Genomic DNA, 22,378 nt, shown 5'->3' with positions numbered 1-22,378 from the left:
CTGCAACCGGGGCTGCGGGCGACAGCCCAGCCGTGTCCATGCTGCACGACGACAGCAAGCCCCGCATCGGCCCGGGCTTTCGCCTGCAGTGGGAGGCGGCGCAGGACTGCCATGTGCTGCTGTACCCGGAGGGCATGGTGCGGCTGAACCGCAGTGCTGGTGAGATCATGCAGCGCTGCGATGGGCAGCGCAGCCTGGCCGCCATCGTGGCCGATCTGGAACAGGCCTTCACCGCCAGCGGGCTGGCGCCCGAAGTGCGCGGCTTCGTCGACATGGCGGCCAAGCAGAACTGGCTGCGCTGGGATGCGGCATGACCGATGCGATCGCCACGGCCCTGTCGGAGACGACCGCCGCGACAGCTGCGACAGCTGCGATAGCGACGACAGCGACGACCGGGTCAGGGGGTCAGACACCTGGCGCACCACCACGCCCCGGCCCGCCGCTGTGGCTGCTGGCCGAGCTGACCTACCGCTGCCCGCTGCACTGCGTGTTCTGCTTCAACCCGGTCGACTTCGCGCAGCAGCCCGACGAACTGGGCACCGACGACTGGCTGCGCGTGCTGCGCGAAGGCCGCGAGCTGGGCGCGGTGCAGTGCGGCTTTTCGGGCGGCGAGCCGCTGCTGCGTGATGACCTCGAGGTCATCGTGGCCGAGGCAGCGGGCCTGGGCTACTACACCAACCTGCTCACCTCTGGCGTGGGCCTGAACGCGCAGCGCGCCGCAGCCTTGAAGGCGGCGGGGCTGGACCACGTGCAGCTGTCGTTCCAGGATTCGACGCGCGAGATGAACGACTTCCTCTCGCACACCAAGACCTTCGAGTTGAAGAGCCGCGTGGCCAAGACCATCAAGGACCAGGGCTGGCCCATGGTGCTGAACGTGGTGATCCACCGTCTGAACATCGACCACATCGACCGCATCATCGCGATGGCGCACGAGCTGGGCGCGGAGTACCTGGAGCTGGCGAACACGCAGTACTACTCGTGGGCCTTGGTGAACCGTGACCAGCTGCTGCCCACACACGCGCAACTGCGCGAAGCCGAGCGTGTGACCGACGTGTGGCGCCAGCGCCTGGGCGAGCGCATGCGCATCTTCTTCGTCGCGCCGGACTACCACGAGGGCAAGGCCAAGAAGTGCGTGAACGGCTGGGGCAGCATGTTCCTGACGGTCGCGCCCGATGGCACGGCGCTGCCCTGTCACACGGCCAAGATGCTGCCGGGTCTGGCGTTTCCGAACGTGCAGACGCAGAGCCTGCGCGAGATCTGGTTCGAGTCCGAAGGCTTCAACCGCTACCGGGGCACCGGCTGGATGAAAGAGCCGTGCATCAGCTGCGACCAGCGAGAAGTGGACCTGGGCGGCTGCCGCTGCCAGGCCTACCTGCTGGCCCAGGACGCGGCCGCTGCCGACCCGGCCTGCGCCAAGAGCCCGCAGCACCAGCGGGTGGTCGAGGCGGTGGCGCGGGCCGGCGGGCCGGTGGAGCATCCGCTGGTGTTTCGGGATCCGGCGAATTCGCGGCGGTTGGCGGTGGGGGTCACGGGGGTCTGATATGAGATCGCTGAAGTTGCGTCACTGCGAAGGCCAGCGCATGTGCCGCAGCAGATCACTTCCGGTTCGTCATCCGGCGACATATTGGGGTTCTGCGCTGCGGACGACCTCGTCTCGGAAGTAGTGGCTCAAATCCTGCGCCGTCCGCAGGTCGACCTTGCGTCCGCCCAGTAGCGGCGACAGTTCCATCTCGATCTGCGCCATGTTCATGACGAAGTTCTTGTCGAGGGAAAGTGTAATGCTCGCATCGGCGCGGGCTTCCGCGCGTTTCGCGACGCGTCGGCCTGACAGGCCCAGTCTGATCACGCCGTCGGCGTGAGTCGTCCACGCACCGGCCTCTGTTCGGCGCGCTTGCTGCGCAGCCTGATCGGCCGCCACCCCCGCACCCACCCCAGATCCGGCGCGAAGCGCCACACCAGCAGCGCAAGCGCCAGCAGCGCAGGAATCCACCGCAAGTCTGTCTCCGCCGGCTGCTGCTCCGCAAAGCGCTGGTCCAGCATCGCTGCTTTCAACGCCTCGGGTGTGTTCAGACGCTGGTAGTGCACCCCCATCAACTCCGCCAGAGCCCGCAGATGGTCCTGCCGCAGCGTGGACAAGTGTTCGTTGTTCACCGCGCGCCCCAGCGCGGAGCCTTGCACCACCTCGTCGGCCCGCCAGTAGCCCGCTGGCTCGCCGTTGCTGCCGGTCTTGGGGATCGGCACCGGCACGTCGCCCCCCACGCCGACCAGCCAGCCCTGCACCTCGCCGGGTTGGATGTCGGTCATCGGGGGCGTCTCGTTGATGCGCAGCGGCGGCGATTCCTGGCCGTCGGTGATGAACACGAAGCGGGTCTGCGGCCCCAGGCTGCGGGCGCCGCGCACGGCCCAGGTCACGCCGCGGCTGACGTTGCTGGCATTGGCCCAGCGCATGCGGGCGTCGATGCGCTCCAGCGAGGCGAGCAGCTCTTCGTAATGGCTGCAGACCTCGACCGGCGCCAGGATCACGACCGAGCGGTAGTCCGCAAAGATGCTCCAGCCGATCTTGGAGCCACACGGCATCACGCCCAGCACCTCGCGCATGGCCGCGCGCGCCAGCGTCAGGCGGCTGACGGCGGCGTCGCCCAGCACCACATCCTCCACGTTCATGCTCTGCGTGATGTCGAAGCTGACCTGCCAATTGAACACCGGCCGCTGCAGCGCCACGCGCGGCGGCCACACGGCCAGTGCGAGCAGCAGCAGCGCCAGCGGCAAAGGCCAGCCGGCACCGGCCAGCAGGCGGCGCCACAACAGCTTCATGGCAAGTCCCCGCTGACGAAGCCCGGCACGCGCACGCGGCGCTGCTCGTGCGCCTGCTGTTGCTCGGCCGAAAACGCCTCCTGTTCCTCGGGCGCCAGCCGCAGCGCGCGTTCCAGGTTGTAGCGGGCGTCCCAGTCCTGCGGCGCTGTGCGCAACAGGTCGCGCAGCCGCTGCTTGCCGAGCTCGAACAGCGGCAGCGCGCCGGCCTCCTGCGCCATGGCCTGGCGCAGGTACATGTTGCCCAGGTTGAACAGCGCCTGCTGCGCGACGGCATCGCGTTCGCCGGCCTGGATCAGGCCCGCATAGCCCTTGAGCGCGGCATCGTGCGCGCCCGCCTGGGCCAGCGCCACGGCGCGCGCCAGTTGCAGTTCACGCGGGCCCTTCAATGGGGCGGTGCCTGCCTGTGGGCCGGGTGGCGTGGCGGCGATCTGGGCGATCTGGGCGTTCAGCGCCAGCGTCTGGCTCAACTGCAAGCCGCGCTCCAGTGCGACTGCCAGACAGCACAGGCTCAGCACGCCGAAGACGGTGTGCACGGTGCGTCGTTTCATGGGAATAGCTCCGTGGTTCGCATCACCGCGCGAACTTGATAGGGGCAACCCGGTGCTGCGCCTGTGGCCTGCACGCTCTGTGCTGCGCGAGATTCGCTGCCCCGCGCGGGCAGCGAGCTTGCCTGGGGCGGCCAGGTGCTGCGCTCATGCAGCCCCCTTGCGCCAGCTCTGCATCTGCAGCGCGCGGCAGGCCAGCAGGCCGGCGCAGCACAGCATGGCCGCCAGGTAGAACGCGGCGGCGTGGTCGCGCCGGGGCACGCGCTCGTACAGCGTCAGCGGAAAGTTCTGCTGCCGGTCGATCTCGGCCATGGCGGCGGCCATGGCGTTGGAGTCGTCGACCTGGTAGAGCCGGTAGGGCGTGGTGAGCGTCTTGAAGAACTCGTGCAGCGCCAGCTCTTCGCCCAGGCCGTAGTCCGACTTGGTTTCGGTGTTCAGGTTGGGCGAGTTGGGGCCGCTGCGCACGTAGATCCAGTACAGGCCGACCTTCTCGCGCGCGAGGCCCGCGAGCACGCGTTCGCGCGTGGCCTCGTCGAGCCGCGCGCCGCCGTCGGACACGACCAGCATCACGCGGCTGCCGGCATAGCTGCGGCCTTCGAATTCCTCGATGCCGGCCAGCAGTGCCGCGCCCATGCGCGTCTCGGGCAGGCCGCGGCCGATGGCCGTGGCGGCCAGCGCGGCCTGCACGGTGTCGGTCTTCTGCGTGAACGGCACCACCGCAACGGGCACCGTGCTGAAGGTCATGAAGGCGAAACGGTTGTCGGGCCGCTTGGCGACGAACTCGCTCAGCAATTCGCGCACGACCTTGGCTTTCGGTTCCTGCGACATGCGACCCGCCGTCTGCAGGCCGTTGGTGTGCACGCTGGCGTCCATGCTGGAGCTGCGGTCCATCAGGATCAGGATCTCCGCGCCACGCCCGGCACGCTCGACCACGGCGCCCGATTGACCCGGCCCTGCCAGGCCGAGCACTGTGCACGCCATGGCGCCGACCGCGAACGCGCGCCAGAGAAAGCCGAACAGGCGGCCCAGCCGGTCGGCCGGCAGCCAGGCCAGGTAGGAGAAGCCCAGCGTGTCGCTGCGCCGGCGCAGCAGGGGCAGCAGCGCGAGCGGCAGCAGCAGGAGCATCCAGGGCTGGGCGAGGTCGATGCGCATGGTGGCTTCGTTCACAGCGTCTCAAACTCTCAGCGCTGCTGCCGCTTCTCGGCGTCGCGCAGTGCGCGGGCGAGTGGCTTGAGTGGGTAGGCAGCCTGCGGCTGGCCTGCGGCCGACGGGTCCACGATAAAGAAGCGCAGCGTCGATTCGCGGTAGAAGTCCTCCAGCCGCGGCTGCAGCGGGCGCAGGTACTTTGCCTCGGCCAGCAGCAGCGGCAGGCTGGCGCCGTGCACGACGCGGCCGGCCGCACGGTTCAGCGCGCCGTGCACCAGGCGCCAGGCCTGCGGGCTGGCTGGGTCGTCGAGCCGTTGCAGTGCGCGCCAGGCTTGCGCGAACGGCAATTGCTGCGCCTCGCGCCGGTTGCGCCAGGCCCACCAGCCGAGCCAGGCCAGCAGCACGGCCAGCAGCATGCCCAGCGCGAGCTTCAATTGCTGCTGGACGGCATGGACAGGCAGCGGCGCGACGGGGCGGTCGGGCCGCAGCGGCTGCAGATCGCCCTGGCCGAAGGCTTGCTCCGGCGTCAGTGGCCCAACGCTGATGGGCCAGGCCGGAACGAGAAGCGCGGGGCCGCCCGTGGTGGCGATGGCCAGGGCCGGCAGCGTGATGGCGGTCAGCGCGCGCGGCGCATTGATCAGCTGGTAGTCGATGGCGAGCCAGCGCCGGCCCTGCGCATCGGTCTCGGTGCGCGCGGGGTGGCGCTCCAGCCACAGGTCGATGCGGGCTGCAGCGGGCAGGGCGGAGGGCTGCAGCGTGCGGCCCTCGCGCGTCAGCAGCACGCGCTGTGTGAGCACATCGCCGAGTACATGGCCGAAGCTGCGCGGCTGCTGGACGGTGGACGCAGGGGCTGGGCTGCCGGGCGACAGAGGGGCTGCCAGCGCAGTGCCGACCGGCGGATCGGCGGCCCGCGCAGCGCCTGCGGGCAGCGCGGGCAAAGCCAGCGCCAGCCCAAGCACCAGCGCGGCGCCAGCGCCAACGCTCCGACCAGCGACCACGCCAAGGCCAAGGCCAACGCCACCACCAACGCCAACGCCAACGCCAACGCCAGCGGCAGCGGCAGCGGCAGAGACAACGCCGCCAATTCGGCCACCACCAGCCTCATCGCCCGCGCTCCAGTTCATGCCGCCGTCTCCAGAAAATAGCGCGTCAGCGCCTCGGCGTCGAAGCGGCCCTGCAGCCAGAACGGCGGCATGCCGTGCGCATCGAACAGGGCCTTCAGCTCTGCACGCCGCTGCGCCACGGCGTCGCGCCAGCGCGTGCGCAAACTGTCACGCATCCACAGGCTGCGCCGGGCGCCGGTTTCCAGGTCGCTCAGGGCTAGCAGTGCGCGGGCATCGGGCGGCTCGGTCTCGGCCGGGTCCCACACCACCAGCGGCACGACGCAGGCCGGTGCGAACCGGTCGAGCAGCGGGCCGAGAGACGCGCTCGGCCAGTGGAAGTCGGACGCCAGGAACACCAGCCCGCCGCGGCCCACCAGCGGTTCGGCGGCGCGCCGCAAGCCGTCCAGTGCGCTGTGTGGCGCCGTCGCCCCGGCGGTGTCAGCGCGGCACTCCCGCAGCATGCTGGCCATCACGCTGCCATTGCCGCGGCTGTGCCGTGGCGGCACGTAGAGATCTTCACGCGCGCGCTGGTCGAAGGCCAGCAAGCCGACGCTGTCGCCGGCCCGGAACGCGCTGTAGCCCAGCGCCTCGACCAGGTCGGCCACCACATCGAGCTTGCGGCGCTCGGCCCCGAAATGCATGGAGGCCGAGACATCCACCACCACATGCACGGGGATGGCCACGCGCAGCCGGTGGGTGCGTACCAGCCAGTCGCCACGGCTGTCGCGCAGACTGGCGCGCAGGTCGATGCGGCGCGGGTCCGGGTGGTCGAACAGCCGCCGGTGCGCGGCGAATTCCTGCCCGGCGCCCTGGCTCAGGCCGCGCTGCGCACCAGGCCGCCAGCCGGCGAAGCGGCGGGGCAGCTGGTAGTGGAATTCATCGACGCGGTTCAATTGGTGGACCTCCCAAGCCTCGGTTCGTTAGGGCGCGTCAAGGCATCGGCCGCCATGCCAGGGCACCCGCGGAGCTGGCTCTGCCAGGCCGCTGGGGAGGCCTTGCAGGCCGCGCCGGCCCAGAGGCCCGGCCCCTCGCCAGGCACAAAACGTCCACTGGACCTTTTGTGTCCGGGCTCGGCCCCCTTCGCGCAGCAGAAGGGGTTGGCGGAGCGTGCAGCGCGGAGACTGGGGGTTGTTTCATCCTACGGCGCGGCGATCTTTTGCATGATCTGGGTGATCAACGCCTGCGACAGCTCGGCACGGCGCAGCTCGTACACCGGCGTGAAGAACACGCGGTGCCCCAGCACCGAGGGCAGCACCGCCGCCAGGTCGGCCGGCTCCAGGTGGCTGCGGCCTTCCAGCCAGGCCACGGTGCGCGCCGCCCGCAGCAGTGCGCTCATGCCGCGCGGGCTGGCCCCGGCGAGGATCAGGCGGTCCATGTCCACGCCGTCCAGGCGAATGCCGAAGCTGTGCGGCGCCTCTGTCGCCTGCCACACCTCCAGCACGTAGCGCTCGATGGTGGCGCTGGCGCGCACGCTGCGCTGCACCTGCGCGGCGATGGCGTTGAGCTGCTGCCAGGGCAGGATGGCCGGCGCCACCTTCTCGATCAGGCTCTCGGTGTCGTGGAAGGCCGGGTCGAACACCAGGGCGCGGCGCACGTCGATGTCGGCCGGCTTGGGCATGGAGAGCTCGAACATGAAGCGGTCGCGCGCCGCCGACGCCAACTCAAAAGTCTCTTCGCGCTCGACCTTGTTGCGGTCGGCGAACACCGTCATGTGGGGAAAGCTGTACTCGCGGTCAAAGGCCGACACCGTGCGCTCGGCCATGGCCCGCAGCAACAGCGACTGCACCTGCGGCCGGGCCCGGTTGATCTCGTTGAAGAAGAAGGTCACCAGGCGCTCACCATGGCGCAGCAGCGGCCCCGGGTCGATGCGCGGGCGGCCTTCGGCGTCGACATAGGTGTGGTAGACCAGATCGCCGGGCATCAGGTCGACCGTGCCCTCGACGCGCTCGAACGCGCCGCCGATCACGCGCGAGAAGGCGCGCAGCACCGTCGTCTTGCCCACGCCGACGTCGCCCTCCAACAGCACATGGCCGCGCGCGAACAGCGCGACATTGATCAGGCGGATCGTGCCGGTCTGGCCGATCACCGCCTTCGCGACTTCGGCTTCGACACGCAGCGCGAGGCGGCGCCAGTCTTCCAGCTGCTCATCGCTGCCCAGGGGCGTGCCGGCTTCGGGTGGCATGGGCTACTTCGCTTCCATGGTCTGCTTGAGGTGGGCCAGCCCGCTGCGGTAGACGCCGGTCACGGCCTTCAGCGCGGCCTCGTCGTTCTGCTCCGGCGGCGGGTTGTTGTTGGGGAACGCGCGGTAAAAGGCGCCGCGCCACTCGACGACGGACTTGCCGCCCTCGGCGAGCACCTGGACCGTGGAGGTGTAGTTGGTGACCGGCAGCGCGCCGCCGTCCTTGGCGCGGTAGCTGTACTTCTTCTGCGCGTCGTCGTAGCCCTCCAGCGTCTCCAGCAGCGTGCCGCCGTCCTTCAGCGCGATGGTGCGCACCGACCCGACGGCGTTGCCCTTGTCGGCCGGGCTGCTGGCCACGGCGGGGTGCCAGTCCTTCAGCGCATCGAAGTTCTTCAGCCTGGCCCACACGGCATCGGCCGGCGCCTCGATGGTGATCTTCTCGCTCACCTTCTGGCGGGTGGGGCCGTGGGCCTGGCTGGCGGCGGTGCTGGCGAGCAGCAGGGTGGCCAGCACGACATGGAGGGTGCGCCGGCTGCAGGTGGGTGTCCGCATGAAAGGTTCCGTGGTGGGTTCGAGCAAAGGTTGTGAAGGGTCAAGGCTCGAGTGGCGCGCCGATGAAGGCGCCGAAGCCACGGCTGTTGCGGCCCGTGGCGATGGTCTGCAGCTTGCTGCCGCTGGCGGCGTCCAGCACCTGCACGTTGTCGTCCATCCAGTTCACGACATAGACGCGGTCGCCGTGCGCGGCAATGCCTTCGGGGTAGGCAAAACCGGGCAGCGTGCTGCGCACCTGCAGCGTGGCGGTGTCGATCACGCTGACGCTGTCGTCGTGCTGGTTGGTCACGTAGAGCAGGGTGCCGCCCTGGGCCAGCGCCGCGCCGTAGGGCGCCTTGCCGACGGCGATGGTGGCGACCAGCATGGGGCGGCGCGGTGCGCGCATGTCCAGCACCGAGACATCGTTGCTCTGCACGTTAAGCACGTACAGGCGTGCACGCGGCGTGTCGTAGAGCAGCGCGAACGGGTGGCTGCCCACGCGCGCGCGCCCCGTCACCTGCCGGCTGGCGGTGTCGACCACGGCCACGCTGTCGTCGTCGCGCTCGGCCACGAAGACGGTGGTGCCATCGGGGTGCGCGGCCACGCCTGCGGGCGTGCGGCCGATTGGAATCGAGGCCAGCGGCAAAGCGCCATCGGCGGCCTGGGCATCGAACACCAGCAGGCGGCCCGCGTACCAATCGGCCACAAACAGCTGGCGCCCGTCGCCCGAGATGTCGATGCCCACCGGCCCGTCGCCAGCGGCCAGCGTGCCCACCACGCGTTGGCCGCGCATGTCGATGATGGAGATGCTCTTGCTGTCGGGGTTGGAGACGAAGACCCGGCCCGCGCGGCTCGCGGCCACCACGCCGGCCGGCGAGCGCCCCACGGGCACGGTGGCCACCACCGCGTGCGTGGCCAGGTCGATCACCGACACGTCGTGGCTGCCCTGGTTCGTGATGTAGGCGAACGGGGACGCCGAGGCCGCCGCACCGCACAGCAACAGCGCCAGCCCGGCGTGCACGGTGGTGGCGGTGCGCGTCATGGCGGTCGACCCATGGGTGGTTCAGCGCGCAGTGGGCGGGCCGATCATGCAGGCCTTGTTCACCTTGGCCTGCAGCGCCCGGTACCGTTTGATGCCAACCTGCAGCGCCTCGGTCTCCCGGATGTAGCCACCACGCTCGCCGCCGATCGAGGTGGCCTTGCTGGCGGTGCTGAGCTGCACGTACTCGTCGTACTTGAGTTCGGCGGCAATCGCATCGACGGCGCACGAGCATTTGTTCGTCATCTCGAAGCGCACCGCATCCGGCCGGGTGGCCATGCATTCCTGCACATACAGCACGCGGTCCACGGTGGGGAAATCGTTGGCCTGCGCCGCCAACGGAACGGCAAGCAGGCAGACAAGGCGCAGGCGTTTGTTCATGGGGTTCGCTGTGGGTGGGGCTAGTTCGGCGATGCCGTGCCGCCGGTGATGAGAAGCTGCTCGACGATCAGGGGCGGTGCATCGGCGTTCGCGTCGGGGATGCTGGTGCGGATGCCGTAGACCCCGCCCGGCACCGCGTCGGAGAGCACGAAGGAGTAGGTCTTCTTCGCGAAGCGCTCGTACTTGGGCCGGTTCGGATCGTCCAGAAACGGGGTGATCGAGATCTCGCGGCCCTGGATGCTGCGGCCCTGGTAGCGCAACGGCACGTCGCGCACCTCGGCGCCCTGGTAGATCGCCATGCGCAGGCGCTTGCGGAAATGCGTCGTCGAGCCCTTCGTGAGCCGCTTCATCTCGCGGATGTCGTGCTCCAGAAAATACAGGATCACCGGGTTGCCGGTGGCGGCCGTCACCTCGGGTGCGGCCTCCTGGTGCGCGCCGCTCAAAAACTGGCCTTTGGCATCGCAGCATCGGCCATCCGCCCCGGCGCTCAGGTCCACGCGCACGCTGTCGGTCAGGGCGGGCCCCAGGCTGCCGGTGCGGGCAAAGCTGTAGCGCAGCTGGGTCGGCGGCTTCAGGTCCTGCAGCTGCGGCGTCATGAAGAGCAGGCGCTCGGCAGCCGAGTAGTCGCGCTTGTCCGGCTCGGCCTGGGCCGCGGCCGGGGCCGGGGCCGGCGCCAGCAGCGCAGCGCACAGCGAGGCGGCGAAGACCAGGCGCATCGCGGCGCTCAATTGGTGGGCACCCCGTACGAGGCATCGACGAGCGGCACGCCAAACTCCTGCAGGATGGCCTGGATCTGCGGCGCCTGCGATTCGATCAGCCCCTCGATCTGCTGCTTCCATTCGCGCTCGCCGTAGCGCACGCCCATGGCCATCTGGTAGTCCAGCCGGATGCCCTTCTCGGACTTCAGCGGCACCACCGTCATCTGGGGCGACTTGATCTGCCGTGCGAAGAAGCCGGCGATCGGGCCCCACACCACCACCGCGTCGAGCTTGCCCTCGGCCAGGTCGCGGGCGACGATCTCGCCGGCGTACTGCGCCGGGTCGGCATTCACGAGCTTGTAGGGCACGCCTTGTTCGAGCAGGCCGTGCCGGGCCAACCAGGCCGACGCTGGCGAGCGGTCGTAGATGCCGATGCGCATGGCCTTCAGCCGCGCCGGATCGAGTTTCAGGAACTCTTCTGCCGTCGTCACGTTGTCCAGGCCCTTGCCCTTGGGGAACATCAGCGCGTAGGTGGAGCGGTAGTAGGGCTTGGTGACGGACACCTCGTCCAGCCCCACCGGCACGCCCATGACGATGTCGCAGGGGTAGTCCTGCCCCGGCACCTTGAAACGCAGCGTGTTGCGAAAGAACGCCATGCGCTGCGGGAAGGAGTAGTAGGTGACCGGCAATCCCAACGCCTTGCCAAACAGCTCGGCGATGCGGTTTTCGATGCCTTCTCCTTGCGTGTTGGAGAACGGCATGTTGTTCGGGTCCTGGCACACCCGCAGCGCGGTGCGCGGCGGCGCCTCCTGGGCCACGGCGGGCAGCAGCGCGCAGGCGGCAGCGGCACCCAGCAGGCCGGCACGCAGGCCAGCGCCAAGGGCAGCGCGGGCGGTCGCGCGCTGGCGGCCTTTCATTTGGCCTCTTCCACGCGGGCGCGGGTGATGGCGCCGTCGGATCGGCCCTTGAGGTAGGCGTACAGCTGGTCGATGTTGCCCATCACCTGCGGGCTGGTGCCGAAGCTTTGCATGCCCTTCTCGAGCCGGCCGTCGCGCACGACCTTGATGAATTCTTCCTTGGTCAGCGTCTTCAGACTGGTGATCAGCGAGGGGCCGACCATGCCTTCCTGGTTCGGGCCGTGGCACCGATCGCAGGCGGCAGCGCGCCAGGTGCGAAAGCCTTTCATGGTCTCAGGGTCCACCTTGTAGCCTTCGGTGACCTTGTAGGGCGGCGGTTCGGCGGCGGCAGTGGCCGGCACGCAGGCCATGGTGGCGAGCAGGGCGATAGAGGGCAGCCAGATGGGCATGCGAAGGTTCATGGCTCCGGGATCTCTCGGTGAAGGGTCGTGGGGAGGGAGAGCCCCGCCAGCGGGGCTCCCACGGGCCGCGCACAGCGGCCGCGGTATCTCAACGGTCAGTTGGGCAGTGCGAACACCGTCAGCGAGCCACCGAGGTCGGTGTACTGGCCCAGTTCCTTGTAGCCGCCCACGGCACCCAGGCCTTCGGTGCTCTTCTCCGGGTCGATGCCGGCCGCCATGCCGATGCCGGCCCAGCCACCGATGCCCGAGAACACGCCGATGTACTGCTTGCCCTTGTGCTCATAGGTGAACACGTTGCCGATGATGCCGGACGGGGTCTTGAACTTGTACAGCTCCTTGGTGATGTCCCTGGCGTCCACGCACTTGAGGTAGCCCTCCAGCGTGCCGAAGCACGAGATGCCCCCGGCCGTGTTCAGCGAGCCGCTCCACACCGAGAACTTCTCGGCCTTGGACTGCACGATCTTGCCGGTGCCAGCGTCCCAGGTGATGAAGTTGCCCATGCCACCATGGCTGCCCGGCGTGGGGTACATCGACAGCGTGGCGCCCACGTAGGGCTGGCCCGCGGTGTATTCGACCTTGAAGGGCTCGTAGTCCATGCAGACATGGTTGGTCGGCACGTAGAAGAGCTTGGTGTTGGGGTCGAACGAGGCGGGTTGCTGGTCCTTGCTGCCCAGGGCGGCCGGGCAGATGCCCTTGGTGTTGACGTCGGCACCGTTCTGCGCGGTCGAATACTTGGCCACCACCTGCGGCCGGCCGGTCTTCATGTCCACATGGGTGGCCCAGTTCACCTTGGGGTCGTACTTCTCGGCCACCAGCAGCGCACCGGTGACGCGGTCCATCGTGTAGGCGAAGCCATTACGGTCGAAGTGCACCAGCGCCTTGGTCGGCTTGCCCTTGACGTTGATGTCCGCCAGGATCATCTCGTTGACGCCGTCGAAGTCCCACTCGTCGTAAGGCGTCATCTGGTAGACCCAGTTGGCCTTGCCGGTGTCCACGTCACGCGAGAAGATGCTCATCGACCACTTGTTGTCGCCAGGGCGTTGCGCCGGGTTCCAGGTCGAGGGGTTGCCGGTTCCGTAGTAGACGGCGTTGGTCGCCTTGTCGTAGCTGAACCACCCCCAGGTGGTGCCGCCGCCGATCTTCCACTGGTCGCCCTGCCAGGTCTTGAGCGACGAGTCCTTGCCGACCGGGGCCATCTTGCCGTCGGTCCAGGTCATGGTCTTGTCCGGGTCCATCAGCATTTCGGCGTCCGGCCCGGTGCTGTAGCCCTTCCAGACCAGCTTGCCGTCGGCGATGTTGTAGGCGGCCAGGTAGCCCCGCACGCCGAACTCGCCACCGCTGATGCCGGTGATGACCTTGTCCTTGAACACGTGGGGCGCGTTGGTGTTGGTGGCGCCGACCTTCGGGTCGCCGTTCTTCACCGTCCACACCACCTTACCGGTCTTGGCGTCCAGCGCGACCAGGTTGGTGTCGGCCTGCTGCAGGAAGACCTTGCCCTCGGCATAGGCCAGCCCGCGGTTCACGGTGTCGCAGCACATGACGGCGATCACGGACTGGTCCTGCTTGGGCTCGTACTTCCACTTGATCTTCTGCGTGTCCACGTCGATCGCGAACACCTTGTTCGGGAACGGCGAGTGCAGGTACATGGTGCCGTCGATCACCAGGGGCGAGCCTTCGTGGCCGCGCAGCACGCCGGTGGAGAACATCCACGCGACCTGCATCTTGCCCACATTGGCCTTGGTGATCTGGTTCAACTTGCTGTAGCGCTGGTTGAACATGTCGCCCGCTTGCATCGCCCAGTTCTTCGAATTGGCGATGTTTTTCTCGACATCGGCATTGGCCAGCGCGACGGCTGGTAGTGCCAACATTGCGATGCCTAAAACCCGTGCAAGACGGGCGGCGATCGGCCTGGATAACGTCATGGATGTCTCCTCATTCTTCAGTCGGTTGGGAACACGATCAAGGCTGCCAGCCTGCGGATCTTTCGATCATCTCGGCGAGTGCCCCGGACCGCAACATCCATGCCCACGTTGGACGCGTGCGCAAACGCTGGTGCCCTGGCCGGTGATGCATGTCGGCCACGCCAGCGCGCTTCCCACTGGCAATGCCGAGCGCGGTGACACCGAGACCCCACGCACGGCCCGATGCGAGGGACCTGGAACCTAGGGAAACCCCCTGGGAGATCGGCGCACGGCCTGGCCCCGCGAGCGCCGCTGCAGGCGGCGCATTGCATCGGTGTGCGCATCAAATATGGTGCAAAGTGTCTCGCTCCAAACACCGCAGGCCGAACGTCGTGCACCGTCCACCGTGCTGCGCGCGGCGCCAGCGCTGGCGATGGCGTGTGCGGGCATCACGGTGAAAACCCGGGGCGTGCAGGGGCACAGAAGTTGCAGGATTGACACTGCGCAATTCGCCCGACCCGCCACCCCCACCAGCCGAAAGTTTTCAACGCCCGACATGCTGCGCACCACCGACCTGACCAAGCGCTATGGATCGCGAACGGCGCTGCAGTCGCTGTCGCTGCACATCCCCGCAGGCCAGTTCGTGGCGCTGCTCGGGCCCAACGGCGCAGGCAAGTCCACGCTGTTCCAGGTCCTCACGGGCATGTTCGCGGCGGATGCCGGCGAGGTCGAGGTGGCCGGCCATTCGCTGCGCCGCGCGGCCACGCAGGCGCTGCGCCACATCGGCGTGGTGTTCCAGCAGATCTCGCTCGACCTGGACCTCTCCATCCGGCGCAACCTGCTGTTCCAGGCCGACCTGCATGGCCTGCCGCGGCCCCTGGCCCACGCCCGCATCGCCGCCGCCTGCGCGCGCCTGAACATCGATGCCGACCTGGACCGCAAGGTGCGCGAGCTGTCCGGCGGCAACCGGCGCAAGGTGGAGCTGGCGCGCGCCGGCCTGCACCGTCCCGCCGTGCTGCTGATGGACGAGGCCACGGTGGGGCTGGACCCGAAGTCGCGCCAGGACCTGCTGGCCGCCCTGCGTGCGGACGTGCGCGAGCGCGGCGTGTGCGTGCTGTGGGCCACGCACCGCGTCGAGGAAGCCGAGCAGGCCGACCGCGTGCTGGTGCTGCACAAGGGCGCGCTGCTGGCGGATGGCACGCCGGCGCAGGTGGTCGAGCGCCTGGGCGGCGCCACGCTGGAGGAGGGATTCATCGCACGGACTTCGTGACACCGCTGACACCCGCTGACACAGACTGACACCGCCAGCCCTCCGGCTGCGCCAGAACAAACACAGGAGACATCGCATGCTGCAAGCCACCCGTTCTTCCACCGCCTCCATGGCGCGTGCCGGCGCCGCCGCGCTCGTGCTGGCCCTGGCCTGCGGCGCCGCGCTGGCGCAGGGCACCGCCTACGTGACCAGCGAGAAGGACAACGCGCTGACCCTGATCGACCTGGGCACGCTGGCAGTGAAGGGCACGATCCCGACGTGCAAGCGCGCGCGCCACATCCAGCTGACGCCCGAGCGCCAGATCATGGTGGCCTGCACCGATTCCAACCAGGCCGACCTGATCGACCCGGCCAGCGGCAAATCGCTGCGGCGCATCCCGCTGGGCGATGAGCCCGAGGCCTTCGACCTGTCGCCGGACGGCAAGGTCATCTACGTGTCGAACGAAGACGCGGGCGAAGCCAGCTTCATCGACACGGCCAGCGGCAAGAAGCTGCGCGCCGTCAAGGTGGGCGGCGAGCCCGAAGGCGTCAAGGTCAGCGCCGATGGCAAGACGCTGTACGTCACGTCCGAGGTGGCCAGCCTGATCCACGTGATCGACACGGCCAGCGGCAAGGTGGTCAAGAACATCCGCGCCGGCAAGCGCCCGCGGCGCATGGCCATCACGCCGGACGGCAAGGAGCTGTGGGTCACCAACGAGCTGGACGCCAGCGTCAGCATCATTTCCACGGCCACGCACGAGGTCATCGACACGCTGAAGTTCGAGGTCAAGGGCGCGCGCGCCGAGGACATCACGCCGGTGGGCGTGCAGATCACCAGCGATGGCAAACGCGCCTTCGTCGGCCTGGGCCGGGCCAACCATGTGGCCTTTGTGGACGTGGCGAGCCGCAAGGTCGAGTCGCTCGTGCTGGTGGGCAAGCGGGCGTGGAACGTGACGCTGGACAAGGCGCAGACGCGGCTGTGGGTGGTCAACGGCCTGAGCGACGACGTGACGGTGGTCGACGTGGCCGGTGCCAAGGCCGTCAAAAGCATCCCGGTCGGCCGCGTGCCGTATGGGCTGGTGATCGTGGAATGAGGCGCGCCCGGCTCATCACAGGCACGCGCTGCGCAACCGAAGGCGAAGGCATCGGCACCGCGGCCCCCTCTCTGACGCGCGTGCGGCAGGGCAGGCTTGCCGGCGTGCTGCTGGCCATGGCCATGCTGGCCGTGGCCGGGGCGGCGCCTGCCGCTGCGGCGGCCGTGCTCAGGGCCACGTTGATCACGCAGGGCGACGACCCGCGGCTGGAGCGTTCGCGCCTGGAGCGGGCCTACCTCGGCCATCCGGGCGGCCCGCTGACCGACGGGCTGGAGGTGGCGCTGGACGAGGCGAAGTTCGAGCTCGACGCCGCCGGTGCCGAGGTGGCGCTGGCCAGCGCGCCGGCCACCACCATCGAGGCGGCGCGCGCCGCGGCGCTGGCAGCCGAGAAAGCCGGCGCGGCCGTGCTGCTGACCGACCTGCCGGCCGACTGGACGCTGGCCGTGGCCGACGCCGTGAAGCTGCCGGTCCTGAACCTGGGCGAGGCCGCCGACCGTCTGCGCCAGCGCGACTGCCGCGCCCGCATGTTTCACCTGATCCCCAGCGAACGCATGCGCAGCGATGCGCTGGCCCAGGCCCTGACCACGCGCAAGTGGAGCAAGCTCTTGCTGCTGGTGGGCGACAGCCCGCAGGACGCGGTGCGGGCCGCCACGGCGCAGGCCTCGATCAAGCGCTACGGCCTGCAGGTGGTGGCCACCAAACCGTTCAAGCTCTCAGCCGACCCGCGCGAGCGCGAGCTGGCCAACCCGCTGCTGCTGACCGCCGGCAACACCTACGACGCAGTGTGGGTGGTCGACAGCGACGGCGAATTCGCCCGCACGTTGCCCTACCGCACCGTGCTGCCGCGCCCGGTGGTGGGCGATGCCGGGCTGGTGGCGCTGGCTTGGCACCCGCAGTTCGAGCGCTATGGCGCGCCGCAGGTGGCCCGGCGTTTTGCCAAGGCCGCCAAGCGGCCGATGGTGGCGCAGGACTGGGCAGCGTGGGTCGCAGGCAAGGCCCTGGCCGCTGCAGCCGTGGCCGCGCCCAAGGGCCCGAACGCCGCCTGGGCGCAGGCGCTGGGCAAGGGCGCGCTCGATGGTTCCAAAGGCACCAACCTGAGCTTTCGGCCCTGGGACGGCCAGCTGCGCCAGCCCATGCTGCTGACCGACGGGCAGGGCGTTGTCGCCCAGGCGCCGGCCGAAGGCGTGCTGCACCCGCGCGACGTGCTCGACACGCTGGGCGCCGACGCACCGGAGAAGCTGTGTCCCATCGCCCGGTGAACACGTTGACCACGGCCGCGCCCGCTGGCGACCCGGCCGAGTCGCCGGCACGTCGCGGCCTGGCCCATGCGCTGCAGGCGATGCGCGCCATCGTGCTGCGCGAGCTCTACAAGTTCTCGCAGCAGACCGGGCGGCTGGTGTCGGCGCTGGTGCGCCCGCTGCTGTGGCTGGCGGTGTTCGCGGCGGGCTTTCGCAACGTGTTCGGCGTGGCCATCGTGCCGCCCTACGACACCTACATCCCCTACGACGTCTACATCGTGCCGGGGCTGGTCGGCATGGTGCTGCTGTTCAACGGCATGCAGTCCTCCCTGGCGATGGTCTATGACCGTGAGATGGGGCTGATGCGGCTGCTGCTCACGGCGCCGCTGCCACGGCCCTGGCTGCTGTTCTCCAAGCTCTGCGCCACGGCCTTGCTGTCGGTGCTGCAGGCGCTGGCGTTCGTCATCGTGGCGGTGCTGATCGGCACCGATCTGCCGCTGTGGACGCTGGCCAGCCTGCACGCGCTGGTGGCGCTGACGGTCGGCGCGCTGATGCTGGGCGCGCTGGGGCTGTTGCTGTCGGTGCACATCAAGCAGCTGGAGAACTTCGCGGGCACGATGAACTTCGTCATCTTTCCGATGTACTTTCTGTCGACCGCGCTCTACCCGCTGTGGAAGCTGCAGGAGTCGGGCGCCGAGTGGGTCTACCAGCTCGCGCGCTTCAACCCGTTCACTTACGCGGTGGAATGGATTCGCTTCGCGCTGTACGGCAAGGACCCGGGTTTGGCGCCCTATGTCGTGCTGGGTTGCCTGCTGGTGTTCTTCGGGCTGGCCTGCTGGGGTTACGACCCGCAGCGCGGCTTCGGCGGGCTGACCAAGCGGCCGGGGGGCGCGCCATGAGCCGCGTCCGGCCGCGCGTTCAAGCGACCAGTCAGGCGCCCGCCGCAGGCGAAGCCGGGAATTTGCCCATGGGGGGCGACAGCCGGCCGACCCGGCGCGCCTGCCTGCGCGGGGCCGCCGCGCTGGCGCTGGCGGCCACGCCGTGGGCCTGCGCGCTGGCGTCGACCGATGCGTTTCCGTCGCGGGCAGTCACGCTGTGGGTGCCCTGGCCGGCGGGTGGCGCCACCGATGTTTCGCTGCGCCTCTTGGCAGAGCTGGCGTCCGTCGCGCTGGGCCAGCCGGTGCTGACCGAGAACCGCGGCGGTGCCGGTGGCACGCTGGCCATGCCGGTGCTGCAGCAGGCGCGGCCCGACGGCTACACCATCGCGCAGATGCCGCAGCCGGTGTTCCGCGCGCCGCATGTGCACAAGGTGCTGTGGGACCCGATCCGCGACGTGACGCCCATCGTGCAGGTCTCCAGCGTCACCTTCGGTTTGCTGGTCGCGGCCGGCAGCCCGGTGCAGTCGCTGGACGACCTGTTCGCCATCGCACGGGCGCGCCCCGGCGCGCTGACCATCGCCACCAACGGCATCGGCACCACGCCCCACATGCTGCTGGAGACCTTGTTCACGGCGCGCGGCCTGCGCTACATCCACGTGCCGTACAAGGGCACGGCCGAGCAGCTCAACGCGATCGCCGGCGGGCAGGTGATGGCCGGCATCAACTCCACCGGCTTCGGCCCGGCCGTGGACGCCGGCACGCTGCGGCTGCTGGCCGTCACATCGGCCGAACGCTCACGGCGCTGGCCGCAGGTGCCGGCGCTGCGCGAGCTCGGCTTCGACATCGTGGCCCGGTCGCCCTATGGCCTGGCCGGGCCACGCGGCCTGTCGCGCGCTGTCGTGACGACGCTGCACGACGCCTTCAAGACCGCCATGTTCGACCCGCGGTTTCGCGACGAGCTGGCCAAGTACGACCAGGAGGTCGACTACCTCGGCCCGCAGGCCTACGCGCAGGCCTGCCGGGACGTTTTCGCGCAGGAGCGCGCGATGGTGGAGAAGCTGGGGCTGACCCGCACCGGCAATCAATAAAAGAAGGAGACACCCGTGATTCGATCCAGCAATCAAAACGAGCGCAGGCGCAGGCTGATCGCCCTGGCCATGGCCGCCGCCGGCTGCCCGGCCGCCGTGCAGGCGCAGCTGGCCGCCGCGCCGGCCGCGAGCCTGCCCACCGTCGAGGTGGTGGGCGCCACGCCGGTGCCGGGCATCGACGTGCCGAAGGACCAGATTCCCTCGAACGTGCAGACGGCAGACGACCGCGACCTGCGCCGCACGCAGAGCCTGAACCTGCTGGACTTCATGGCCACGCAGATGCCCAGCGTGAACGTCAACGAGATCCAGGGCAACCCGTACCAGGCCGACTTGAACTACCGCGGCTTCAGTGCCAGCCCGCTGCTGGGCACGCCGCAGGGCATCTCGGTCTACCAGGACGGCGTGCGCACCAACGAGCCCTTCGGCGATGTCGTGAACTGGGACTTGATCCCCAAGGGCGCGATCTCCAGCATCACGCTGCTGCCGGGCTCCAACCCGCTGTTCGGCCTGAACACGCTGGGCGGCGCGCTCTCGCTCAAGACCAAGCGCGGCGACACGCACCCCGGCACCGCGCTGGAGCTGCAGGCCGGCTCGTTCGGGCGCATCAGCACCGAGCTGACGCACGGCCGCAAGCTGGGGCAGGACGCGCACCTGTTCCTGGCCATCGGCGGGCTGAACGAAGACGGCTGGCGCGACCATTCGCCCTCGCAGGTGCGCCAGCTGTTCGCCAAGGTCGGGCAAGACCGCGGCGCCTTTTCATGGGACCTGGGCTTCACCTACGCCCGCAACCGCATGATCGGCAACGGCCTGTTGCCCGAATCGATGCTGGCGCAGAGCCGCACCCAGGTCTACACCCGGCCCGACGAGACCCGCAACCGCCTGCAGATGCTGACGCTCAACGCCAGCTACCAGGTGAGCGATCAGCAGACCCTGGCCATGACGGCCTACACGCGGCGCACACGCTTCAGCACCTTGAACGGCGACCTGAACGACGACTTCGACCCGCCCGGCACGCCAGAGACAGGCGTGGAGAACCGCAGCGCCACGCAGCAGCGCGGCGAAGGCGTGGCGCTGCAATCGACGTGGACGCGGGGCATGCACCAGCTGACCGTCGGCACCTCGTTCGACCGCGCGCGCACGGGCTTTCTGCAGACCGAGTCTGAGGGCTTTCTGGACCCGTCGCGCGCGGTGGTGCCAACGGAAGACCCCGAGGTCGACGCGCTGCTCTCCGGCAAGAGCCGCACCGCAAGCGTGTATGTCTACGACCTGGTGACGCTGCGGCCGGACCTGCAGCTCAGCCTGGCGGGCCGCTACAACCAGACCCGCGTATCCACCCGCGACGACGGCCGCACCCAGCTCGGGCTGGGCACCAACCTGGATGGCGACGGCCGCTACAACCGCTTCAACCCCGCCATCGGCCTGACCTGGCAGGCCACGCCGACTCTGACGGCCTACGGCAGCTGGAGCCAGGGCAGCCGCGCGCCGAGCCCGATCGAGCTGGGCTGCTCCGACCCATTGAACCCCTGCGTGCTGCCCAACGCGCTGCAGTCCGACCCGCCGCTGGAGCAGGTGATCTCGCAGACGCTGGAGGCCGGCCTGCGTGGCAAGCTGGGCGCCGGCATGCGCTGGAACGCCTCGGTGTTTCGCACCGTCAACAAGAACGACCTGCTGTTCGTCAGCAGCGGCTTGTCGCGCGGTTACTTCACCAACTTCGGCCGCACGCAGCGCCAGGGCGTGGAGCTGGGGCTGTCGCAGCAGACGGCGGCGTTCGACTGGGGCGTGTCGTACAGCTGGCTGCGCGCTCGCTTCGGCTCGTCGGCCTGCCTGGTGTCCGAGGCCAACAGCTCGGCCGAAACCAATCCGGCCTGCACCGGCGACGACGAGATCGCCGTGCGGCGCGGCGACCGCCTGCCGGGCCTGCCGGCCCATGCGCTGAAGTTCAACCTCGACTGGCGCGCCACGCCGGTCTGGAGCCTGGGCGCGCAATGGCGCGTGTACGCGGGGCAAACCGTGCGTGGCAACGAGAACGGCCAGCACCAGGCGGACGGGGTCGACTTCTTCGGCAGCGGCCGCGTGGGTGGCTTTGCGCTGCTGGACCTGACGACGCGCTACCGCATCGGCCGCCATGTGGAGCTGTTCGCCAAGGTGGCCAACGTGTTCGACCGGCGCTATGCCACCGGCGGGCAGCTGGGCGAGAACGCGCTGGGTGCCAGCGGCGCGGTGGTGGCGCCCGGCGCCTGGCGCAACGAGCAGTTCGTGGCGCCGGGCGCGCCGCGTGCGGCCTGGGTCGGGGTGCGGGTGGAGTTCGGCGTCTGAGAGGCAGGCCATTCAAGGGGTTGACGCTGGTAGTTCGCTGAGTCCTGGGTCTGGCCGCTTGTACCGGATGTGCCTGGGTGTGCTGGGTGTGCTGGGTGTGCTGGGTGTGCTGGGTGTGCTGGGTGTGCTGGGTGTGCCGGGTGTGCTGGGGATGCTGGGGATCCTGGGGAGGCTGGGGATGCTGGGGGCCGCCCGGCATGGGGCACCCCCAGGGCCGGCCCGGCTCAGCGCCCCTCGCCCAGGGGCTCGGGGTCCCCTGCGGTGCTCGCGGCATGGGCGCATTGCACAACTCGCACCACTCACTGCGTTCGTTCACCTCGAACAGGTGCAATGAGTCAGTTTACGAAGCGTGCTTCGCCGCCGCCCATGCCGCTGCGCTCCTCGGCGCATCTGCAGGGCCGGCCCTGGGGGTACCCCATGCCGGGCTCGGTGCGGCTGACTCCGATGCACGGTGCGCGCTCGTAGGCCGGCGAGAGGGGGCGCTGGTGGCTCGACGACACGGCCCGCTTGTAGCCCGACGAGAGGGCCCACCAGTAGTCCGGAGCGCGCGAGCCCGCGTCACGCGGGCCTGTCTCCCGACAGCGCTTCAGCCACCCACCACGTAGCCCGGCCTGGGGTGGCCGCCGTGGCCAACCTGTGGACGCGCCGAGGAGCGCAGGACTGCGGGCGGCGGCGCAGCACGCCTCAATGACTAGCTCATTGCACTTGTTCGAGGTGAACGAACGCAGTGAGTGGTGCGAGTTGTGCAATGCGCCCGCAGGCCGAGCACCGCAGGCTGCCCGAGCCCCTGGGCGAGGGACGCGTCCACCGGGCGGCCGCGGCGGGCACCCCAGGCCGGGCGGCCCTCTCCAGCGGCCCTCT

At 69.5% G+C, this 22,378-nt stretch carries 23 protein-coding genes; 9 read left to right on the top strand and 14 right to left on the bottom strand.

Annotated features, from left to right (window positions below):
• The first annotated feature begins 38 nt into the window (after nucleotides 1-38).
• Both pqqD and pqqE read left to right on the top strand, forming a co-directional pair.
• Complete coding sequence (gene pqqD, locus AC099J_RS28265) at nucleotides 39-314, top strand: pyrroloquinoline quinone biosynthesis peptide chaperone PqqD (protein ID WP_479618664.1); 276 nt, start codon at nucleotides 39-41, stop codon at nucleotides 312-314.
• Nucleotides 311-1,540 carry a pyrroloquinoline quinone biosynthesis protein PqqE gene (gene pqqE / locus AC099J_RS28260; protein WP_479618639.1) on the top strand — a complete coding sequence of 410 codons (1,230 nt, stop codon included), beginning with the start codon at nucleotides 311-313 and terminating at the stop codon, nucleotides 1,538-1,540. The genes pqqD and pqqE overlap by 4 nt, the downstream gene beginning before the upstream one ends.
• Before the next feature lie 69 nt (nucleotides 1,541-1,609).
• On the opposite strand, the gene AC099J_RS28255 is transcribed toward pqqE, so the two are convergent.
• From AC099J_RS28255 to AC099J_RS28235, 5 genes are all read right to left on the bottom strand, one after another.
• A complete protein-coding gene (locus AC099J_RS28255) occupies nucleotides 1,610-1,846 on the bottom strand; it encodes a nucleotidyltransferase (protein ID WP_479618638.1) in 237 nt (78 codons plus the stop codon).
• Nucleotides 1,843-2,814, bottom strand: coding sequence for a vWA domain-containing protein (locus AC099J_RS28250; RefSeq protein ID WP_479618637.1), 972 nt, complete (start codon nucleotides 2,812-2,814; stop codon nucleotides 1,843-1,845). Before AC099J_RS28250 ends, AC099J_RS28255 begins: the two co-directional genes overlap by 4 nt.
• Nucleotides 2,811-3,362: an MxaK protein gene (locus AC099J_RS28245; RefSeq protein ID WP_479618636.1), complete on the bottom strand. Its 552-nt coding sequence runs from the start codon at nucleotides 3,360-3,362 to the stop codon at nucleotides 2,811-2,813. The genes AC099J_RS28250 and AC099J_RS28245 overlap by 4 nt, the downstream gene beginning before the upstream one ends.
• Before the next feature lie 144 nt (nucleotides 3,363-3,506).
• On the bottom strand, nucleotides 3,507-4,511 hold the full coding sequence (locus tag AC099J_RS28240) for a vWA domain-containing protein (RefSeq protein WP_479618663.1): 1,005 nt from the start codon (nucleotides 4,509-4,511) through the stop codon (nucleotides 3,507-3,509).
• Between the two features lie 29 nt (nucleotides 4,512-4,540).
• Nucleotides 4,541-5,302, bottom strand: a complete 762-nt coding sequence (locus AC099J_RS28235; RefSeq protein WP_479618635.1) for a calcium incorporation protein MxaA — start codon at nucleotides 5,300-5,302, stop codon at nucleotides 4,541-4,543.
• Between the two features lie 12 nt (nucleotides 5,303-5,314).
• Between AC099J_RS28235 and AC099J_RS28230 the strand changes: the two genes are divergently transcribed.
• Entirely contained in the window at nucleotides 5,315-5,650 is a 336-nt protein-coding gene (locus AC099J_RS28230) for a hypothetical protein (RefSeq protein ID WP_479618634.1), read from the top strand.
• On the opposite strand, the gene AC099J_RS28225 is transcribed toward AC099J_RS28230, so the two are convergent.
• The 9 genes from AC099J_RS28225 to AC099J_RS28185 all read right to left on the bottom strand — a co-directional run bounded on the left by AC099J_RS28225 (nucleotide 5,626) and on the right by AC099J_RS28185 (nucleotide 13,676).
• Nucleotides 5,626-6,501 (bottom strand): DUF58 domain-containing protein, encoded by an 876-nt coding sequence (locus AC099J_RS28225; protein ID WP_479618633.1) that lies wholly within the window; start codon nucleotides 6,499-6,501, stop codon nucleotides 5,626-5,628. The two genes, AC099J_RS28230 and AC099J_RS28225, sit on opposite strands and share 25 nt — an antisense overlap.
• 245 nt (nucleotides 6,502-6,746) lie before the next feature.
• Entirely contained in the window at nucleotides 6,747-7,766 is a 1,020-nt protein-coding gene (locus tag AC099J_RS28220) for an AAA family ATPase (protein WP_479618662.1), read from the bottom strand.
• Between the two features lie 27 nt (nucleotides 7,767-7,793).
• On the bottom strand, nucleotides 7,794-8,339 hold the full coding sequence (locus tag AC099J_RS28215; RefSeq protein WP_479618632.1) for an SRPBCC family protein: 546 nt from the start codon (nucleotides 8,337-8,339) through the stop codon (nucleotides 7,794-7,796).
• A gap of 40 nt (nucleotides 8,340-8,379) precedes the next feature.
• Complete coding sequence (locus tag AC099J_RS28210; RefSeq protein ID WP_479618631.1) at nucleotides 8,380-9,360, bottom strand: YVTN family beta-propeller repeat protein; 981 nt, start codon at nucleotides 9,358-9,360, stop codon at nucleotides 8,380-8,382.
• Nucleotides 9,361-9,381: 21 nt separating this feature from the next.
• Entirely contained in the window at nucleotides 9,382-9,738 is a 357-nt protein-coding gene (locus AC099J_RS28205) for a hypothetical protein (RefSeq protein WP_479618630.1), read from the bottom strand.
• Between the two features lie 20 nt (nucleotides 9,739-9,758).
• On the bottom strand, nucleotides 9,759-10,454 hold the full coding sequence (locus tag AC099J_RS28200) for a hypothetical protein (RefSeq protein WP_479618629.1): 696 nt from the start codon (nucleotides 10,452-10,454) through the stop codon (nucleotides 9,759-9,761).
• Between the two features lie 8 nt (nucleotides 10,455-10,462).
• Nucleotides 10,463-11,353, bottom strand: a complete 891-nt coding sequence (locus AC099J_RS28195; RefSeq protein ID WP_479618628.1) for a quinoprotein dehydrogenase-associated putative ABC transporter substrate-binding protein — start codon at nucleotides 11,351-11,353, stop codon at nucleotides 10,463-10,465.
• Nucleotides 11,350-11,754: a c-type cytochrome gene (locus AC099J_RS28190; RefSeq protein WP_479618627.1), complete on the bottom strand. Its 405-nt coding sequence runs from the start codon at nucleotides 11,752-11,754 to the stop codon at nucleotides 11,350-11,352. The genes AC099J_RS28195 and AC099J_RS28190 overlap by 4 nt, the downstream gene beginning before the upstream one ends.
• A gap of 95 nt (nucleotides 11,755-11,849) precedes the next feature.
• Nucleotides 11,850-13,676 carry a methanol/ethanol family PQQ-dependent dehydrogenase gene (locus AC099J_RS28185; protein WP_479618626.1) on the bottom strand — a complete coding sequence of 609 codons (1,827 nt, stop codon included), beginning with the start codon at nucleotides 13,674-13,676 and terminating at the stop codon, nucleotides 11,850-11,852.
• A 535-nt stretch (nucleotides 13,677-14,211) separates the two neighbouring features.
• Here AC099J_RS28185 and AC099J_RS28180 point away from each other — a divergent pair.
• The 6 genes from AC099J_RS28180 to AC099J_RS28155 all read left to right on the top strand — a co-directional run bounded on the left by AC099J_RS28180 (nucleotide 14,212) and on the right by AC099J_RS28155 (nucleotide 21,517).
• Nucleotides 14,212-14,925: an ATP-binding cassette domain-containing protein gene (locus AC099J_RS28180; protein WP_479618625.1), complete on the top strand. Its 714-nt coding sequence runs from the start codon at nucleotides 14,212-14,214 to the stop codon at nucleotides 14,923-14,925.
• A gap of 76 nt (nucleotides 14,926-15,001) precedes the next feature.
• Nucleotides 15,002-15,997 (top strand): PQQ-dependent catabolism-associated beta-propeller protein, encoded by a 996-nt coding sequence (locus tag AC099J_RS28175; RefSeq protein ID WP_479618624.1) that lies wholly within the window; start codon nucleotides 15,002-15,004, stop codon nucleotides 15,995-15,997.
• Between the two features lie 116 nt (nucleotides 15,998-16,113).
• On the top strand, nucleotides 16,114-17,256 hold the full coding sequence (locus AC099J_RS28170) for a type 1 periplasmic-binding domain-containing protein (protein ID WP_479618661.1): 1,143 nt from the start codon (nucleotides 16,114-16,116) through the stop codon (nucleotides 17,254-17,256).
• A gap of 80 nt (nucleotides 17,257-17,336) precedes the next feature.
• Nucleotides 17,337-18,134, top strand: coding sequence for an ABC transporter permease (locus AC099J_RS28165; RefSeq protein WP_479618660.1), 798 nt, complete (start codon nucleotides 17,337-17,339; stop codon nucleotides 18,132-18,134).
• Nucleotides 18,135-18,202: 68 nt separating this feature from the next.
• Nucleotides 18,203-19,201, top strand: coding sequence for a tripartite tricarboxylate transporter substrate binding protein (locus tag AC099J_RS28160; RefSeq protein ID WP_479618623.1), 999 nt, complete (start codon nucleotides 18,203-18,205; stop codon nucleotides 19,199-19,201).
• 15 nt (nucleotides 19,202-19,216) lie between these two features.
• Nucleotides 19,217-21,517, top strand: a complete 2,301-nt coding sequence (locus AC099J_RS28155; protein WP_479618622.1) for a TonB-dependent receptor — start codon at nucleotides 19,217-19,219, stop codon at nucleotides 21,515-21,517.
• The last annotated feature ends 861 nt before the right edge of the window (nucleotides 21,518-22,378 follow it).

The sequence above is a fragment of the Rhodoferax sp. RT4P68 genome (assembly GCF_056521305.1).
The sequence above is the reverse complement of the archived record's forward strand: the minus strand, read 5'-3'. Positions and strand labels throughout refer to the sequence as shown.

Coding starts and splice junctions, on each gene's coding strand:
- pqqD (WP_479618664.1), top strand. CDS start 39: ATGCTGCACGACGACAGCAAGCCCCGCATCGGCCCGGGCTTTCGCCTG.
- pqqE (WP_479618639.1), top strand. CDS start 311: ATGACCGATGCGATCGCCACGGCCCTGTCGGAGACGACCGCCGCGACA.
- AC099J_RS28250 (WP_479618637.1), bottom strand. CDS start 2,814: ATGAAGCTGTTGTGGCGCCGCCTGCTGGCCGGTGCCGGCTGGCCTTTG.
- AC099J_RS28245 (WP_479618636.1), bottom strand. CDS start 3,362: ATGAAACGACGCACCGTGCACACCGTCTTCGGCGTGCTGAGCCTGTGC.
- AC099J_RS28240 (WP_479618663.1), bottom strand. CDS start 4,511: ATGCGCATCGACCTCGCCCAGCCCTGGATGCTCCTGCTGCTGCCGCTC.
- AC099J_RS28230 (WP_479618634.1), top strand. CDS start 5,315: ATGGCCGAAGCTGCGCGGCTGCTGGACGGTGGACGCAGGGGCTGGGCT.
- AC099J_RS28215 (WP_479618632.1), bottom strand. CDS start 8,339: ATGCGGACACCCACCTGCAGCCGGCGCACCCTCCATGTCGTGCTGGCC.
- AC099J_RS28210 (WP_479618631.1), bottom strand. CDS start 9,360: ATGACGCGCACCGCCACCACCGTGCACGCCGGGCTGGCGCTGTTGCTG.
- AC099J_RS28205 (WP_479618630.1), bottom strand. CDS start 9,738: ATGAACAAACGCCTGCGCCTTGTCTGCCTGCTTGCCGTTCCGTTGGCG.
- AC099J_RS28200 (WP_479618629.1), bottom strand. CDS start 10,454: ATGCGCCTGGTCTTCGCCGCCTCGCTGTGCGCTGCGCTGCTGGCGCCG.
- AC099J_RS28195 (WP_479618628.1), bottom strand. CDS start 11,353: ATGAAAGGCCGCCAGCGCGCGACCGCCCGCGCTGCCCTTGGCGCTGGC.
- AC099J_RS28190 (WP_479618627.1), bottom strand. CDS start 11,754: ATGAACCTTCGCATGCCCATCTGGCTGCCCTCTATCGCCCTGCTCGCC.
- AC099J_RS28185 (WP_479618626.1), bottom strand. CDS start 13,676: ATGACGTTATCCAGGCCGATCGCCGCCCGTCTTGCACGGGTTTTAGGC.
- AC099J_RS28180 (WP_479618625.1), top strand. CDS start 14,212: ATGCTGCGCACCACCGACCTGACCAAGCGCTATGGATCGCGAACGGCG.
- AC099J_RS28175 (WP_479618624.1), top strand. CDS start 15,002: ATGCTGCAAGCCACCCGTTCTTCCACCGCCTCCATGGCGCGTGCCGGC.
- AC099J_RS28170 (WP_479618661.1), top strand. CDS start 16,114: ATGGCCATGCTGGCCGTGGCCGGGGCGGCGCCTGCCGCTGCGGCGGCC.
- AC099J_RS28165 (WP_479618660.1), top strand. CDS start 17,337: ATGCGCGCCATCGTGCTGCGCGAGCTCTACAAGTTCTCGCAGCAGACC.
- AC099J_RS28160 (WP_479618623.1), top strand. CDS start 18,203: ATGGGGGGCGACAGCCGGCCGACCCGGCGCGCCTGCCTGCGCGGGGCC.